At 64.8% G+C, this 16,397-nt stretch carries 17 protein-coding genes; 11 read left to right on the top strand and 6 right to left on the bottom strand.

The window, feature by feature from the left end; translation table 11 throughout:
- Nucleotides 1-22: 22 nt before the first annotated feature.
- The 7 genes from ccmI (at nucleotide 23) to IP86_RS03390 (ending at nucleotide 6,528) form a co-directional block, all read left to right on the top strand.
- Nucleotides 23-1,126, top strand: a complete 1,104-nt coding sequence (gene ccmI / locus IP86_RS03415) for a c-type cytochrome biogenesis protein CcmI (RefSeq protein ID WP_054161113.1) — start codon at nucleotides 23-25, stop codon at nucleotides 1,124-1,126.
- Between the two features lie 100 nt (nucleotides 1,127-1,226).
- Nucleotides 1,227-1,715, top strand: coding sequence for a cytochrome c maturation protein CcmE (gene ccmE / locus IP86_RS03410; protein ID WP_054161112.1), 489 nt, complete (start codon nucleotides 1,227-1,229; stop codon nucleotides 1,713-1,715).
- Complete coding sequence (locus IP86_RS03405) at nucleotides 1,712-3,694, top strand: heme lyase CcmF/NrfE family subunit (RefSeq protein WP_054161111.1); 1,983 nt, start codon at nucleotides 1,712-1,714, stop codon at nucleotides 3,692-3,694. The genes ccmE and IP86_RS03405 overlap by 4 nt, the downstream gene beginning before the upstream one ends.
- Before the next feature lie 4 nt (nucleotides 3,695-3,698).
- Nucleotides 3,699-4,193, top strand: a complete 495-nt coding sequence (locus tag IP86_RS03400) for a cytochrome c-type biogenesis protein (RefSeq protein ID WP_054161110.1) — start codon at nucleotides 3,699-3,701, stop codon at nucleotides 4,191-4,193.
- A gap of 214 nt (nucleotides 4,194-4,407) precedes the next feature.
- A complete protein-coding gene (locus tag IP86_RS27930) occupies nucleotides 4,408-4,668 on the top strand; it encodes a hypothetical protein (RefSeq protein WP_245290519.1) in 261 nt (86 codons plus the stop codon).
- On the top strand, nucleotides 4,655-5,194 hold the full coding sequence (locus IP86_RS03395) for a helix-turn-helix transcriptional regulator (protein WP_054161109.1): 540 nt from the start codon (nucleotides 4,655-4,657) through the stop codon (nucleotides 5,192-5,194). Before IP86_RS27930 ends, IP86_RS03395 begins: the two co-directional genes overlap by 14 nt.
- Before the next feature lie 149 nt (nucleotides 5,195-5,343).
- Complete coding sequence (locus IP86_RS03390) at nucleotides 5,344-6,528, top strand: YihY/virulence factor BrkB family protein (RefSeq protein WP_245290518.1); 1,185 nt, start codon at nucleotides 5,344-5,346, stop codon at nucleotides 6,526-6,528.
- Nucleotides 6,529-6,540: 12 nt separating this feature from the next.
- Here IP86_RS03390 and cyoD read toward each other — a convergent pair whose 3' ends face one another.
- From cyoD to cyoA, 4 genes are read right to left on the bottom strand one after another with little or no spacing between them, the layout of a single operon-like run.
- On the bottom strand, nucleotides 6,541-6,936 hold the full coding sequence (cyoD, locus tag IP86_RS03385) for a cytochrome o ubiquinol oxidase subunit IV (RefSeq protein WP_054161108.1): 396 nt from the start codon (nucleotides 6,934-6,936) through the stop codon (nucleotides 6,541-6,543).
- Entirely contained in the window at nucleotides 6,933-7,580 is a 648-nt protein-coding gene (locus tag IP86_RS03380) for a cytochrome (ubi)quinol oxidase subunit III (RefSeq protein WP_054161107.1), read from the bottom strand. The genes cyoD and IP86_RS03380 overlap by 4 nt, the downstream gene beginning before the upstream one ends.
- Nucleotides 7,577-9,580, bottom strand: a complete 2,004-nt coding sequence (gene cyoB, locus IP86_RS03375) for a cytochrome o ubiquinol oxidase subunit I (protein ID WP_054161106.1) — start codon at nucleotides 9,578-9,580, stop codon at nucleotides 7,577-7,579. Before cyoB ends, IP86_RS03380 begins: the two co-directional genes overlap by 4 nt.
- Nucleotides 9,526-10,419 carry a ubiquinol oxidase subunit II gene (gene cyoA / locus IP86_RS03370; RefSeq protein ID WP_156332380.1) on the bottom strand — a complete coding sequence of 298 codons (894 nt, stop codon included), beginning with the start codon at nucleotides 10,417-10,419 and terminating at the stop codon, nucleotides 9,526-9,528. The genes cyoB and cyoA overlap by 55 nt, the downstream gene beginning before the upstream one ends.
- A gap of 298 nt (nucleotides 10,420-10,717) precedes the next feature.
- On the opposite strand from cyoA, the gene IP86_RS03365 reads away from it, so the two are divergent.
- Together IP86_RS03365 and IP86_RS03360 are read left to right on the top strand one after the other, a co-directional pair.
- Nucleotides 10,718-11,578 (top strand): hypothetical protein, encoded by an 861-nt coding sequence (locus IP86_RS03365; protein WP_054161105.1) that lies wholly within the window; start codon nucleotides 10,718-10,720, stop codon nucleotides 11,576-11,578.
- Nucleotides 11,579-11,627: 49 nt separating this feature from the next.
- Nucleotides 11,628-11,972, top strand: coding sequence for a hypothetical protein (locus IP86_RS03360; RefSeq protein WP_054161104.1), 345 nt, complete (start codon nucleotides 11,628-11,630; stop codon nucleotides 11,970-11,972).
- A gap of 102 nt (nucleotides 11,973-12,074) precedes the next feature.
- Here the strand turns inward: IP86_RS03360 and IP86_RS03355 are convergent, their stop codons facing one another.
- Together IP86_RS03355 and IP86_RS03350 are read right to left on the bottom strand one after the other, a co-directional pair.
- Nucleotides 12,075-12,563: a ferritin-like domain-containing protein gene (locus IP86_RS03355; protein ID WP_054161103.1), complete on the bottom strand. Its 489-nt coding sequence runs from the start codon at nucleotides 12,561-12,563 to the stop codon at nucleotides 12,075-12,077.
- 67 nt (nucleotides 12,564-12,630) lie between these two features.
- On the bottom strand, nucleotides 12,631-13,551 hold the full coding sequence (locus IP86_RS03350; protein ID WP_054161102.1) for a ferritin family protein: 921 nt from the start codon (nucleotides 13,549-13,551) through the stop codon (nucleotides 12,631-12,633).
- A 398-nt stretch (nucleotides 13,552-13,949) separates the two neighbouring features.
- Here IP86_RS03350 and IP86_RS03345 point away from each other — a divergent pair, with 398 nt between their 5' ends.
- Nucleotides 13,950-14,909 (top strand): NAD-dependent epimerase/dehydratase family protein, encoded by a 960-nt coding sequence (locus tag IP86_RS03345; RefSeq protein ID WP_054161101.1) that lies wholly within the window; start codon nucleotides 13,950-13,952, stop codon nucleotides 14,907-14,909.
- A complete protein-coding gene (locus IP86_RS03340) occupies nucleotides 14,906-16,354 on the top strand; it encodes an FAD-dependent oxidoreductase (protein ID WP_082363806.1) in 1,449 nt (482 codons plus the stop codon). Before IP86_RS03345 ends, IP86_RS03340 begins: the two co-directional genes overlap by 4 nt.
- Nucleotides 16,355-16,397: the final 43 nt, after the last annotated feature.

The raw sequence follows: 16,397 nt of genomic DNA, 5'->3' as shown, positions 1-16,397 counted from the left end.
TTCACCCCGGAACCCTCCACGCATGTCGCCCTGGTTTGTGTTCGCGATCATGACGGCCATCGCGGTGTTCGCCGTGTTGTGGCCGCTCGGGCGCGGCGCCGCGCGGCAGCGCGAAGGCAGCGAGGCCGCGGTCTACAAGGATCAGCTCGCCGAGGTGGATCGCGACGCGCAGATCGGCCTGATCGGTTCGGCGGAAGCGGCGGCGGCGCGGGTCGAGATCGGGCGGCGGTTACTGGCCAGCGCCGACGCCGAACGCAGCGCGCCGGCAACGTCGCGTCGTGGCTTGCGGCGCGGCGTCGCGCTGCTGGCGCTGATCGGGCTGCCGGCGCTCGCCCTTGCGGTGTATCTGCCGATCGGCTCGCCGATGATGGCCGACGATCCGCTGGCGCAGCGCACCAAGACGGCGAGCGCGTCGCAGCCGCTGGAAAATCTCGTGGCGCAAGTCGAGGCCCATCTCGAAAAGAATCCGAGCGACGGCCGCGGCTGGACCGTGCTGGCGCCGGTGCTGGCCAAGCTCGGCCGGCTCGACGATGCGGCGCGCGCCTATCGCAATTCGCTGACCTATGCGGGCGAGACCGCCGACCGCCACGCCGACCTCGGCGAGGTGCTGGCGATGGCCGCTGGCGGCGTCGTTACCAACGAGGCGAAATCCGAATTCGAGCGCGCCGTGGCGCTCAACGCCGACGACGTCAAGGCGCGCTACTTCCTCGGCCTGGCCGCCGAGCAGGACGGCCGACCGAAGGACGCGGCCACGATGTGGCGCGCGATGCTCGACAAGGCGCCGGCCGATGCGCCGTGGCGACCGATGCTGCAGGCGCAGCTCGCGCGCGTCGAGGGCACGCCGCTGCCGGCGCTGCCCGACGAAACCATCGCGTCGGCCAAGACCATGAGCGAGGCCGATCGCAGCGCGATGATCCGCGGCATGGTCGACCGGCTGGCGACGCGGCTCAAGCAAAACGGCGACGATGTCGAAGGATGGCTGCGCCTGGTGCGCGCCTACATGGTGCTGGGCGAGGCCGATAAGGCCAAGACTGCACAGGCCGAGGCGCGGCAGGCCGTGGCCGGCAATGCCGAGCGGCTGAAGCAGCTCAACGAGGGGCTCAAGAACCTCGGGCTGGACGGGTGAGGATGGAGGCGGTGCGCGTGCGGTTTTTCCGACAGAATTGTCCGCCAAGCATCGCTCGTGATCGAAGCGCGGATTTACGGCGCCGGGACAGGATCTGGCAATGACGCGGAAGCAGCGGCGGTTGGCGATGATCGGCGGCGCGGGCGTGGTGCTCGCGATCGCGGTGGGGCTGGTGCTGAACGCGCTGCGCGGCTCGATTGTGTTCTTCTCGACGCCCAAGATGGTGTTCGAACAGCATATCGGCGTCGGCAAGCGCTTCCGCCTCGGCGGCGTGGTCGAGCCCGGCTCGCTGCACCGCGGCGATCACCTCGCGGTGTCGTTCAAGGTCGCCGACGGCGAAGCCGCAGTGCCGGTGGCGTTCAAGGGCATCCTGCCCGACCTGTTCCGCGAAGGGCAGGGCGTCGTCGCCGAAGGCGCGCTCGACAACACCGGCGTGTTCAAGGCCGACACCGTGCTGGCCAAGCACGACGAGACCTACATGCCGAAGGAAGTGGCCGACGCGCTGAAGAAGCAGGGCCACTGGAAGGACGATTACGAGAAGAAGCCGGCCGGTGCCGCCTCCGCCAGCGCCGCGGAGCCCGGCAAATGATCGCCGAGGCCGGACACTACGCGCTGGTGCTGGCGCTCGCGCTGGCGCTGATCCAGTCGACCGTGCCGATCCTCGGCGCAAGGCTCAACGACGGCGGCCTGATGAACGTGGCGCGCTCGAGCGCGCTGGCGCAGTTCGCCTTCGTCGGGCTCTCCTTCGCCGCGCTGGTGTGGCTCAACGTCACCTCCGACTTCTCGGTGGTGAACGTCTACGAAAACTCGCATTCGGCGAAGCCGCTGCTCTACAAGATCACCGGCGTGTGGGGAAACCACGAAGGCTCGATGCTGCTGTGGGTGGCCATCCTGGCGCTGTTCGGCGGCCTGGTCGCGCTGTTCGGCAACAATCTGCCGCTGTCGCTGCGCGCGCATGTCCTCGCCGTGCAGGCGTGGATCGCCAGCGCGTTCTATCTGTTCATCCTTATCACCTCGAACCCGTTCCTGCGGATTCCCAATCCGCCGATCGAGGGCCGCGATCTCAATCCGGTGCTGCAGGACATCGGCCTCGCTGTGCATCCGCCGCTGCTCTACCTCGGCTATGTCGGGTTCTCGATCTCGTTCTCCTTCGCCGCCGCTGCGCTGATCGAAGGCCGGCTCGACGCCGCCTGGGCGCGCTGGGTGCGGCCGTGGACGCTGATGGCGTGGATCTTCCTCACGCTCGGCATCGCGATGGGCTCGTATTGGGCCTACTACGAACTCGGCTGGGGCGGCTGGTGGTTCTGGGACCCGGTCGAGAACGCCTCGCTGATGCCGTGGCTCGCAGGCACGGCGCTGCTGCACTCCGCGCTGGTGATGGAGAAGCGCAACGCGCTGAAGGTCTGGACCATCCTCTTATCGATCCTGACCTTCTCGCTGTCGCTGCTCGGCACCTTCCTGGTGCGCTCGGGCGTGCTGACCTCGGTACACGCCTTCGCCACTGACCCGTCGCGCGGCGTGTTCATCCTGATGATCCTGTGCGTGTTCATCGGCGGCAGCCTGTCGCTGTTCGCCTGGCGTGCCTCGTCGCTGAAGCAGGGCGGACTGTTCGCGCCGATCTCGCGCGAAGGCGCGCTGGTGCTGAACAATCTGTTTCTCACCACCGCGTGCGCCACGGTGTTCGTCGGCACGTTGTATCCGCTGGCGCTGGAAGTCGTGACCGGCGACAAGATCTCGGTCGGCGCGCCGTTCTTCAATCTCACTTTCGGGCCGCTGATGGTGCCGCTGATGCTGGCGGTGCCGTTCGGTCCGCTGCTGGCGTGGAAGCGCGGCGATCTGCTCGGCGCGGCGCAGCGGCTGATCGCCGCCGGCGTCGTCGCACTGATGGCGATCGCCTTCGTATTCGCCTGGACCACGGGCGGCGCGGTGCTGGCGCCGCTGGCGATCGGGCTTGCGGTGTTCGTGATCATCGGCGCGCTGGTCGATATCATCGAGCGCATTGGCCTGCTGCGGAATCCGGTGTCGATCGCCTGGCGCCGCGCCACCGGCCTGCCGCGCTCGGCCTGGGGCACGATGTTCGCCCATGCCGGCCTCGGCGTCGCGCTGATCGGCATCGTCTGCGAGACCACCTGGAACAGCGAGCACATCGCCGCGATGAAGGAAGGCGATGCCGCGCGGCTCGCCGGTTACGAACTCAAGTTCGAAGGCGCCGTGCAGCGCCAGGGCCCGAATTATCGCGAGTTGCAGACGGTGTTCTCGGTGAGCGAGGCCGGCAAGCCGATCGGCACCATGACGCCGTCGAAGCGCAGCTTCTCGACCCGCGGCACCTCGACCACCGAAGCGGCGCTGATGAGCCGCGGCTTCAGCCAGCTCTACGTCTCGCTCGGCGATATCAACACCGAAGGCGCCGTGACGGTGCGGATCTATCACAAGCCGTTGGTGCTGCTGATCTGGTACGGCCCGCTGCTGATGGCGTTTGGCGGTTTGCTGTCGCTGTCCGATCGCCGCCTGCGCGTCGGCGCCCCGAAGCCAGCCAAGCCGCAGCGCGCGCTGCAGCCGGCGGAGTAGGGCGATGCGCAAGCTAATCGCCGCACTCGGGATCGTCCTTGCTGTTGCTGTCTCGGCACCGATCGCTTACGCGGTGCAGCCGGACGAGGTGATGACCGATCCAGCCAAGGAAGCGCGCGCCCGCGAGCTGTCGCGCGAGCTGCGCTGCATGGTCTGCCAGAACCAGTCGATCGACGATTCCGACGCCACGCTCGCCAAGGATCTGCGCCTCTTGGTGCGCGAGCGGATCGCGGCCGGCGACAGCAACAAGCAGGTGCTCGACTATCTGGTGGCGCGCTACGGCGAGTTCGTGCTGCTGAAGCCGCGGTTCGAAGCGCACACGCTGATCCTGTGGCTGATCCCGCCGCTGGTGCTGATCGGCGGCGGGCTCGGACTGTGGCTGCACATCCGGCGGCGTAGCCGAGCAGCCGAAGCCGTGGCTGACACCCCGGTGCCGCTCAATGCCGAAGAGCAGGCGCGGTTGGAAGGGATTTTGGCGGAGACCAATCCCAAGGCGTGACGCCGACTGCCTTGTCGTCGGAATTGCACTCGCCATCAGCCGAACTAGCAGCCCTGCGAACCGGCGAGCGGCTCGATATGATTTCAATCGGATGTCCGACGAAAGTCGACGCGCGAGCCTGCGTGCCCTGTGGTTGTTTACCAGCTTCAAATTTGAAGATGATTGCATCCTATCCGAGAACCAATTGTGTTGACATTTGTTAACGGCGCGCTAAATGTTGGCTGTCAGCATGCCGGATAGGCCGCGACACCCCAACAAAGAAGTCGAGGCAGCAGTCGCGGCGGCAGAGGCCAAAGGCTGGCGATGGCGGAGCATGGGGCATTGGGGGCGGCTCTTCTGTCCACACGCCGATCGTGATGGATGCCAGATCGGCGTCAACGGCACGCCACGCAATGCCGAGGACCATGCCAAACAGATCGCACGGGCCGTCGATCGCTGCCCGCACGGGAAGGAGGACACCAATGAAAAAATTTGAGTTCAGCATCATTGCGTCCGGCCTTGATCCGGAGGCGGACGATTTCGAACAGCGTTTTTACGACGCGGGCTGCGACGATGCGACGATCTCGTTTCAGAAGGGACGCATCATCGTCGATTTCGCGCGAGATGCGGCCTCCATCTCCGCCGCGATTTCGTCCGCCGTTGCGAACGTCCAAGCGGCCGGCGCGACGATCGACCGCGTCGAGCCGGATCCTCTGGTTTCCTTGTCCGATATCGCGACGCGCACCGGCCTCAGCCGAGCCGCCGTGACGCAGTACGCGAAAGGGCAACGTCGGGAGAACTTCCCGTCCCCAGTCGCGCGCGTCACCTCGGATAGTCCGCTTTGGGAATGGTCCGAAATCACCCGCTGGCTGTTCAAGCACGAGAAGATTGCAAAGGACGTGGCCATCGACGCAGAAGCGGTGAGGATCGCTAATGCGGAGATCCAGTGCAGCCACGGCGGATTTGAGAAGGCGCTGCGCGATCAGGTGGCGCGCTATGAGGACGAGCTGAAGGCCGCATAAAAACTGGCCTGCACCCCCGATCGCACCAAGTTCGGTGTCTTATTCGAGTGCCGACGATTTCCGACCGTGTTGGTGCTCGCTGCCGCCCCAAAGGAACTATCTACCCGCGTCCGCCGTTGCCGGTCATCCTGCTTCACTGATGAGGGGCGATGTCCGACTACCAAGTCACCAGTTCCGCGCGCGGCTCGCGGCTGGAAGGGATGAGTCTCGGTCGCGTTGCGCTGGTGATCGCATTCTCCGTGGCAGCCAATCGGCTGCTGCCGCCTTCTGCCGAGACACGGGGACGTTCTCGGCTGCTGCCGACTGCTGATCGACAGATCGGGCGCGAAGGGCAGAACGATCAGTTCGAGTCGCCTGCCGACGATCCCCAGACTGCCGCACCGGAGCACGGCGATCGTGGCCGGACGGCCTCGGCACCTTCCGAAATCCCGGCGCGCGGCTGGAAGGACATCCTGCTGCGGGTCGTTCAGAATTTCTCGGCCCACCGCATCATGTCGCTGGCAGCCGGCATGACGTACTACAGCCTGCTGGCGATCTTCCCTGCGCTGGCGGCGCTGGTGGCAATCTACGGCGTGTTCTCCGATGCATCGAGCATCACCAAGCATCTCGATCAGTTCAGCGGGTTCTTGCCGGGCGGAGCGATCGACGTTGCCCGCGATCAGCTCACGCGGGTCGCCTCGAAAGGCGCCGAGACGCTTGGTTTCACCTTCGTCATCGGCCTGGTGATCTCGCTGTGGAGCGCGAATGCGGCGGTGAAGTCGTTGTTCGACACCCTCAACATCGTCTACCGCGAAGAGGAGAAGCGCAGTTTCATCAAGCTGAACGCGATCTCGCTCGGCTTTACGCTCGGCGGCATCGTGCTGGCCGTGGCGGCGCTGACATCGATCGTGATCGTTCCGGTTGTGCTCGAATGGGTTGGACTGTCCAGTTTCGGCGATCTGCTGCTGCGGATCGGGCGTTGGCCATTGATGCTGCTCGTGCTCGCGTTAGCGCTCGCCGTGGTTTATCGCTACGGGCCGAGCCGGGAAGCGCCGCGCTGGCGCTGGATCTCATGGGGCAGCGGCATCGCGGCCGTGGCCTGGCTGCTGGCGTCTGGCTTGTTCTCGTTCTACGCGGCCAATTTCGGCAATTTCAACGAGACCTACGGCTCGCTCGGCGCCGTGATCGGCTTCATGACATGGTTGTGGATCTCCGCCATCGTTATCCTGCTCGGAGCAGAACTCGATGCCGAGATGGAGCACCAGACGGCGCGCGACACCACGACTGGGCACCCGAGGCCGATCGGCACCAGAGGTGCCCGCGTCGCCGACAGCGTCGGCCCGGCGCAAGGCTGAGCGCTGGGCCGATCACCTCATCATCCGCAACAAGTGCTCCGTCGGCATCATGTTGGCATTAAGGTGCCCCATGATCCAGATCGAGCCGCCGACGACCAGCACCACGATCAGAGTGCCGAAGGCCAGCGCCAGCACGTTGTTAGTATTGTCCGGGCCGGTGGTGAGGTGGAGAAAGAACACCAGCTGCACTCCCATCTGGGCGATCGCCAGCACGCCGAGCGCCACCGGAATGCTGGGCTGCCAGACCAGATCTGTGCCGGCGATGAAGAACGATGTCGCGGTCAGCAGCAGCGACAGGCCGAGGCCGGCCACATAGCCCCACAGCCGCGGCGCGATGCGGACCTCGTCCTCGTCGCCCGGCGCGACATCGGCGTTGTGGCGGATGTCGTGGAGTTGCGGCTCGTTCATGCACGGCTCCCGAGCAGATACACCATCGAGAAGATGGCCACCCAGATGATGTCGAGCGCGTGCCAGAACAGCGAGAAGCACAGCAGCCGACGACAGATGTCGGCGCGGAAGCCCTTGGCGAAGACCTGCGCCATCATCGTCAGCAGCCACAGCAGCCCAATCGTAACGTGCACGCCGTGGCACCCGACCAGCGTGAAGAACGCCGACAGGAATGCGCTGCGGGTTGGACCGGCGTCGCGTGCGATCATGTCGGCGAACTCTCGGAATTCCAGACCGAGGAAGCAGGCACCGAGGACCGCCGTCGCAAGCATCGCCAATTGAAACCAGCGCCGGCTGCCGACCGTGGCGGCGATGCTGGCGAGCCCGCAGGTGAAGCTGGAGAACAGCAGCAGCACGGTTTCGATCGCAACGTTGCGCCAGTCGAACAGCTGCGCGCCGGTCGGGCCGCCGCTGGTCGCGCCGGCCAACACCGCGTAGGCCGCGAAGAAGCACGCGAACATCACGATGTCGGACAGCAGGAAGATCCAGAAGCCGTAGCCGGTGACGATCCGCTTGGGTGCCGGGCCGGTCTGGTCCGAGGCGGCCTGCAGGCCGCGCAGATGGTGCGGGTCCGAATGTCCGTGCGAGAGGGCTGCGTCGGTCATGCAGGGCTCCCGGCCGGTTTCAAAGCTCGGCGGCGCTCCTCAAGATTCTGAGCATCGATGCGCGCCACGTCGTCGGCCGCAATCACGTACTCCTCGCGGTCGCGCCAGGCGAACACCACGAAGGTGGCGAACGCGCCAATGAGTCCGAGAATGACCAACCACCAGATGTGCCAGATCAGCGCGAAGCCGGTGAGCGTGGCGAAGAACGCGCAGACGAAGCCGGTCGGCGAGTTGCGCGGTATCTCGATGTCCCGGTAGTTCCGCTTGGGCTGCTCCTCGCCGTGTTCGCGCGCAGTCGACTTCGCCGTCCAGTAGGCGTCCTCGCCGGTGACATCGGGATAGACGGCAAAGTTGAACACCGGCGGCGGCGATGCCGTCGCCCATTCCAGCGAGCGGCCGTCCCAGGGATCGCCGGTGTGGTCGCGCAGCTCTTCGCGGCGCCGGATGCTGACGACGAATTGGACGAGTTGCAGCATGACGCCGATCGCGATGATTGCGGTGCCGATGCCGGCCGCAATCATCCATGGCCGCCATTCCGGGACATCGTAGTGCTGCATGCGCCGCGTCATGCCCATCAGGCCGGCGATGTAGAGCGGCACGAAGGTGATGTAAAAGCCGGCGAGGGTGAACCAGAACGCTGCCTTGCCGAGGCCCTCGTGCAGGCGAAAGCCGAACGCTTTGGGAAACCAGTAGGTGTAGCCGGCAAATGCGCCGAACAGCACGCCGCCGATGATCACGTTGTGGAAGTGCGCGACCAGGAACAGGCTGTTGTGCAGCATGAAATCTGCCGGCGGCACTGCCAGCAGCACGCCGGTGAGGCCGCCGAGGATGAAGGTGATCATGAAGCCGACCGCCCACAGCATCGGCGTCTCGAACCGCACCCGGCCGCCATACATCGTGAACAGCCAATTGTAGATCTTCACCCCGGTCGGCACGGCGATGATCATGCTGGCGATGCCGAACACGGCGTTGACGGTCGCGCCGGCCCCCATGGTGAAGAAGTGATGCAGCCACACCATGAACGAGATCAGGCAGATCGCCATCGTCGCCAGCACCATCGAGCGATAGCCGAACAGCGGCTTGCTGGAGAAGGTCGAGACGACTTCCGAGAACACGCCAAACGCCGGCAGCACCAGAATGTAGACCTCGGGGTGGCCCCAGGCCCATATCAGGTTCATGAACATCATCATGTTGCCGCCGGCCTCGTTGGTGAAGAAGTGAAAGCCGAGGTAGCGGTCGAGCAGCAGCATCGTCAGCGTTGCGGTGAGGATCGGGAACGCGGCGACGATCAGGAGGCACGACGCGAGCGTGGTCCAGCAGAACATCGGCATGCGCAGATAGGTCATGCCCTTGGTACGCAGTTTGAGCACGGTGGTGACGAGATTGACGCCGGCCACCAGCGTGCCGATGCCGGAGATCTGGATCGCCCATAGATAATAGTCGACGCCGACGCCGGGTGAGTAGCTCAGCTCCGACAGCGGCGGGAACGGCAGCCAGCCGGTGCGGGCGAATTCGCCGACCACCAGCGACAGGTTGACGAGCAGGGCGCCGCTCGCGGTCAGCCAGAAGCCGACTGAATTCAGCGTCGGAAAAGCGACGTCGCGGACGCCGAGTTGCAGCGGCACGACGAAGTTCATCAGACCAATGATGAACGGCATGCCGACGAAGAAGATCATGATGGTGCCGTGCGCGGAGAAGATCTGGTTGTAGTGCTCCGGCGGCAGATAACCCTGGGACTGGAACGCGATCGCCTGCTGGGTCCGCATCATGATCGCGTCGGCGCCGCCGCGCAGCAACATCACCATGGCGAGCAGCACGTACATCACGCCGATCCGCTTGTGATCGACGCTGGTGATCCATTCGTGCCAGAGGTAGGGGAAGTAGCCCTTGATCCCGGCCCAAGCCAGCACGCCGAGCATCACCACCAGCACGACCGCCGCAGCGATCAACGGGATAGGTTGATCAATTGGTATGGCCGACCAGTCGAGCTTGCCGAGCATATTGCATTGGCTCCGAAGTTGGCTTGCAGATAGGGAGGCGCAGCTTCCTTGGAGGGCACCGGGCCCGGTTGCGGCGGGATCTTCTGTGTGCTGATCGCGTCGAACAGCAGCGGGTCGCCGAGCCGATAGGTCGGCCTGCCGCTTTCCGTGGTTTGCTTGAACAGCGCTTTGTAGCTGTCGCTATCCAGCATGCGATCGCTTTTGCTGGTCGCCTCGACCCATTCGGGAAAGGCCAGTGGCGAGACGACGTGGATGTCGAACATCATGTCGGGAAAGCCGTCGCCACTGAAATGCGACGACAAGCCTTGCAGCGTGCCTTCGCTGTCGGCGCGCAGGTTCAGCCGTGTCACCATGCCGTTCATGGTGTAGATCATGCTGCCGAGCTGCGGGATGAAGAACGCGTTCATCACGCTGGCGGAGGTCAGCTCGAATTGCAGCGGCGCGCCGAGCGGAACGGTGATCGAATTGATGGTGGCGATGCGCTGGTCCGGATAGATGAACAGCCACTTCCAATCCAGCGAAACGACCTGAATGCGGATCGGGCTGCCGGTGCCTTCGACCGGTGCGGCGGGATCGAGCTGATGCGCGCCGATCCAGGTGACGCCGCCGAGCAGCATGATGGTCAATAGCGGGATCGACCACACGACCAGTTCAATCCTGCCCGAATAGGCGAAGTCAGGACGATACTTCGCGCGCGTGTTGGTGTGCCGAAACCAGAACGCGAACACCAGGATGGCAACAATTGTCGGCACCACGATCGCCAGCATGATGACCACGGAGTCGAGCAGGATGGTCGAATTTCCGTACGCCACCGGCCCTTTGGGGTCGAAGATGTTCATGGCCGCGACAACGGGCTGTGCATCGAAGTGTCCCCGTGAGACAGCCCGTCAACCGTCGTGGGCGGGTAGGGTTCCTGACGTGTCGCAGGTGATGTCGCAGCGAAGCCGAATCCGCCGACTGGCCGACGGCAGCGCGCAGCAAGCTGCGCAGGCTGTTGATGGCTAGGCCTGTTGGGAGCTGACGGGCGCCTGCTGCTGGTGTCGAGATACTAGCCAAGATTCTGCTTGCCGAACATCGATGGCGTGCTCTAGGTTGTAATCGCAATCTAGAGTTGCGTATTTTCGGAGGAAGTCAGTCATGGCTACTGTTGTGACGTTGGACGTATTTTCCGGCATGCCGAATCCCACCTGGCACCTCTCGCCCGCCGAGGAGAAAGAACTCGACGAGCGAATTCAGGCATCATCGACCTTCAGCGATGCGCGCCCCTCCGGCGTCGTCGGCGGATTGGGGTATCGCGGTTTCCACCTCACCAGGGACGTCGAGAACGCCGCGGCGTCGACCCGACTGTTCGTTCACGAAGGCATCCTCGACCGCGGGCTCGGCTTTCCCAATTACGTCGCCCAGCCCGATATCGAGACCTGGCTGCTGAAGACGGCCGGCAGGGCTGCGTCTGACAATGTGCTCGAGCACGTCAGCTCCCGGATCGCCGGTCACCCGCAAAACAAATTCATCGGGAATCTGGAGGCGGCGGGGAGTTGTCCGACGTGCCATGCCGCCGATGCGCCGGCGTACAACCCGGGCGCCTGGAACGTGCCCGCGGTTCAGCCCTACAATAACTGCTACAACTACGCGAACAATCAGCAGACCAACACCTTCGCTCAGCCTGGGCGGGCCAGCGGCCATCCATTTGCCGCCTTGACCTGTCCAGATGTCGGATCGGCTGCGCAATCGGACGGGCTGCGGAACTCTGCGAATTTCTCCGCCCCGCTGGCTCCCGGCGCCGGCTGGTACGTCGCCCTGGTGATCTGGCCGAGCCAGGACTATCACTGGTACAGGCAGGATAACGTCGGCTGTTGGTCGCACAAGCCGGGGCAAACGGCGGTGAGGAACGTCGACAATGCGGGGCAACCGATCACTGATCCGCAGACTTGCAACCGCGGCCCTTATACTGTGTTCTGCACCTACATGGTCACGAACCGAGGCGTTCATATCCAATAGGTCGGCGGACGCAGATCACCAGCTTCAGCCGAAGGAAACCGCAGGCCCGATGCAGCAGACGCCGGGAAGCGCCGAAGTCGTGGCGGACGTGTATTCGGGCCGCCCCAACCCGTCTTGGCAACTGAGCGGCGCAGACTTCACTGCGCTGCTCAGGCTGCTGGATCTGGCCGAGGAGGCGAACACGGCCTCCGAGGACGTCGGCGGGCTGGGCTTTCGCGGCTTCGAGGTGAAGTTCGTCACCGCAGGGGCGCCCCGGCGCCTGTATGTGAATGGCCAGTCCGTCTCCGACGGCGCGCGTCGGCTGTTCGATCGATCACGGTCGATCGAACAGCTGCTTGTGGCGACGATGCCGGCCAATGTTCGGCGTGACCTCGCGGATGTCCTGCCCCGTTAGCTGATGATGGACCAATGTGCGGCCCGGCGGCACGGATCGCGCCGCCGGCTTCCCGAGGCCGGGGCCCGGCAACCCTTGGCCCGATGATCAGCGCGCTTCGCCTCAGAACGGCACGATTTCTTCCGGCAGCGGCTTGCCGGCCTTGTGCAGGGCGATCCAGCGATGCAGTTCGGCGACGTGGCCGCTTTCCTCGGCGACGAACTCCTTGGCCAACGCCTTGATTTCCGGATCGGCGGTGGTGTCGAGCACGTTCTTGTACCAGTCGTAAGCGCCGGTCTCGGCTTCGAGTGCGATCTGCAGCGCGAGGTCACGGCCGATAAAGGGATCGGTGCCCCAGATTGCCGCGGCCTCCGGACTCTCGATGCCGGGCCATTTGAAATCACCGGCCTCCATCTGCGGGATATCGCGGAAGCCGGCGCGCGCCTGCGCATCTGCCTGATGCATCCGCGAGTAGTCGGCTAGCTGACGAAACAGCTTCGAGACTTCCTTGTTGCCGCAGCTGTCCATCGCGTCGGCGAGCTGACCGAACCGCAGCGCCGCTTCCTGTTCGAGACGGATGGAGTGCGCCAGAAACTCTTCGACCGTTTCCATGTGAGATGATCCTTCGCTGTTCGGCCGCCGCCGGTGCGACGGCGGCCGTCTTCGTTGGGGGGCGTGCTCAGGCGTTCTCGGCCGTCCTGGTTTCCGAAGCCTTGGCGTGTTTCAGCGCCCATTCCTCCTGGGTGATCCAGGCCTCCAGAATCCGAACGTGCTCGGCTTCCTCGCCGACGAACTCCTTCGCCGCCGCGGCGACGTCCGGCGATTTGGTGGTGGCTTCGACCGCACGATAAAATTCGTAGCCGCGGCGCTCGCCCTGCAGCGCAGCCTTCAGTGCGCCGAGCCGGGTCAGCGTGGTGTCCGAAGCCCACACTGCGGCGCGCTCCGGTGTCGCGTGGTCCGGCCACGCGTAGTCCGGCGGCACGTTCTTGCTGAGGTCGATCGACCCGGCGCGCGATTTCACTTCGGCGAGATGCAGGCGTGAAAACTCGGCGAGCTGGGCGAACAGCTTGGCGACCGGCTCGTTGCCGGCCTCGGCCATCGCCTTGGCGAGATCGTCATAGTGCGTCGCCGCGTCTTGTTCGAGCTTGGCGGCGTAGCTGAAGAAGTCCGGCAGCGTGTTGATCTCGAGGCCGCCTTTGTAGTGCGCGGCGGCGGGCGTCACCGCCATCTTCTGCGGCTTCGTTTTGTCGCCCTCGAACCGCACCAGGATGTCCTCGTTGCGCACGAAGCACTGGCAGGCGAGGCGATAGCGCGGCGGAATGTCGTTGACCTCGGCATTGGCGATCTCGTCCTTGGTGATCTTGCCGAGTTGTCGAAGAACTTCCTTTTCCTTCTCGGTCAGCGCGACCGCCGACTTCGCCTTCGGGTTGAAGTGCTCGACCTGTACCAGGCAGGAGCCGCATTCACCGTCCTGGCAATCGAATGGGATCGGAATCTTGTGCGCTTTCGCGACGGCGAGAATAGTACCCCGGTCGCCGGCGACGGCGTAGACGGTGACGTCCTTCGCCATGACGGGCGAAGAGAAGGTGATGTTGGCCAAGGCGCGCTCCTGTTACCTGGTAATGACCTAGGTTGGTAATCGACGCCGATCGGCGCCCCGACCAGCGCCTTGGCAAGAAGCAGGCCAAGAGAAATCGTCTTATGTTTCAGTTGTTTGGGCCTGCGGCCGGGGGGCGCGATGAGGTTGGCTGGGGATCGGATTCCCGACAACAATGTTGGAGTGTTGACAAAACAGGTGAGCGGCGCGCTGTTGCGCAAGCGATCGATTGCGCTAGCAGATACCGCAGAAATGAGCCGCCTTCCCATCTCCGCAGAGTGCCCGCCCAACGACCGGCCGCCGCCAGCGGTTCGGCCGGCATGCGCTCGCGCATCCCGTTTGCGCCGATTTGCGGTATCGATGAGATCTAGCGTTCAGACGTTTGGGCGGCGGGGCAGCGGATGGTGAGAGTGTTAGTGTCGGGCGGAGCGGGCTTTCTCGGATCGCACCTCGTCGACAGATTGCTCCAGCGCGAGGCCGTTTCGGCCCTGACGGTGGTGGACAATTTCTGGACCGGCCGCCCCGGCAATCTGGCCCACGTCCGCGATGGTCGGCTGCGGCTCGTCGAAGCTGCAGTGGAGCATTTCTCCCCGGCTGGCCGCTTCGACGAGATCTATCATCTCGCATCTCCGGCTTCGCCACCTTGGTACATGGCAGAACCGCTGCGGACGATCTCGGCCAATGTGATGGGCGCGGCCCGCCTTCTGGAATGTCTCGAGCCCGGCGGCCAGATCGCCTTCACGTCCACATCCGAAGTCTACGGCGATCCACTGGTGAGCCCGCAACCCGAAACTTATCGCGGATCGGTGGATTGCACCGGTCCCCGTTCCAGTTACGACGAGAGCAAGAGATGCGTCGAGGCGATGCTGTTCGCCGCGCACCGCACCCGGCAAACGCGCATCAAGGTCGCCCGCTTGTTCAATGTCTACGGCCCGCGGACACGGCCGGACGATGGACGCGCAATGTCGAATTTCATCACACAGGCGCTGCGCGGCTTGCCGCTGACGGTCCACGGTGACGGATCCCACAGCCGCAGTTGGGGCTATGTGGACGACATCATGGACGCGCTTGAGCTGTATTTCTGGAAAGCCGGTCTGGACTACCCGGGGCCGCTCAATATCGGCAACGATCGCGAAGTGGCGGTGCTTGAGGTCGCGCGCCATGTTGCCCGGCTGGTGCCGGGCAGCCGCATCATTCATACGCCGCCGGTGCCGCAGGACCCGACCAACCGCCGCCCGGACCTCACGCTCATTCGCAAGCTCCTGCCGGAATGGGCCTGCCGCGTGCACTATGAAGAGGGCGCCGCGCGGGTGCTGTCCTGGTTCGAGAATGAGTTCGAGTCCTTGGCAGCAGGTTCATGAGAGTTGCCGTCGTCGGAGCCGGTCCGGCTGGATTGACGGCGGCCTACCGGCTCGCTGTCGCGGGCGCGGACGTCCACGTGTTCGAGGGGAGCGACGCCGTCGGCGGCATGGCCCGCAGCCTGGATCTGTGGGGGCAGCGCGTCGATGTCGGGCCGCATCGCTTCTTCAGCAAGGATCCCAGGGTCAACCAGCTCTGGCTCGAACTGATCGGCCGCGACTACTGCATGATTGATCGTCAAACCCGGATTCTCTATCGCGGACGGCTTTACGACTATCCGTTGCGTGCCGGCAACGCGCTGGCGAATCTGGGCGTCGCGCAAGCCGCCGCGTGCGTCGCCAGCTACGCGTCGGAACGGACCAAGGCCGCGTTCGTCCGCCGATCCGCGGAGACGTTCGAGGACTGGATCGTCGCACGCTTCGGCCGACGCCTGTTCGAGATGTTCTTCAAGACCTACAGCGAAAAGCTCTGGGGTCTTTCGTGCCGTGAGTTGAGCGCCGATTTCGCCGCGCAGCGCATCAAGTCGTTTTCGCTCGCCGAGGCGGTGTTCGCCATGACCGGCCTCGCGCGGCGGAAGCACCGCACCCTCGCGGATGTCTTCGCCTACCCTTGCAACGGCAACGGCGAGCTCTACGAGCGGATGGCGCGCGCGATCACCCGGGCGGGCGGCCGAATCCGGCTGGCGACGCCGGTGCGACGGATCAGGGTCGAGCAGGGGGTCGCCAACGGGCTTGTGCTCGGCAACGGCGAGACCGAGGGGCCTTACGATCACGTGGTCTCGACGATGCCGCTGACCGCCATGGTCCTCGGTCTGCCCGACGTGCCGGAGGCGGTCGCGCAGGCAATCGAGGGATTGAGATTCCGCAACACCATTGTGGTGTATCTGCTCGTCGATCAGGCGGAGATCTTCTCCGACCAGTGGCTCTATGTGCATTCGCCGGAGTTGCGGATGGGGCGCGTCACCAACTTCAGGAATTGGGCCCCGCAGATTTGCCGTGACCGGCCCGGCAGCATCCTGGCGCTGGAGTACTGGTGCAGCGATGCGGACGCCGACTGGACTGCGCCGGACGACGTCCTCGTCGATCGAGCCCGACAGGAGATCGCGGCTACGGGTCTCGTCGCGGGCAGCGCCATCGCGGATGGAAAGGTGGTGCGGGTCCCGCGCTGCTATCCCGTCTACGGCCCGGGTTATAAGGATCGTCTGGCGGTCATCAGCGCGTTCCTGCGCGAGACCGGCAACCTCTGGCCGATCGGCCGGTACGGCTCGTTCAAATACAACAATCAGGACCACAGCATCCTGATGGGGATCCTGGCGGCGGACAACATCCTTGGTCGGGGCGCGCACGATCTCTGGGAAGTTAATGTGGACGACGCCTATCATGAGAGCTCTGTCATTACGGCGGACGGCCTGTTGATCGAGCAGGCGGGCGGACCGCCGGCGCGATGAGAAGCTGGGATCGGCGTCTCACGACAGCCAGAGCCGGTCTGCG

It is taken from the genome of Rhodopseudomonas sp. AAP120, from assembly GCF_001295845.1.
Taxonomy (GTDB): Bacteria; Pseudomonadota; Alphaproteobacteria; order Rhizobiales; family Xanthobacteraceae; genus Rhodopseudomonas.
The sequence above is the reverse complement of the archived record's forward strand: the minus strand, read 5'-3'. Positions and strand labels throughout refer to the sequence as shown.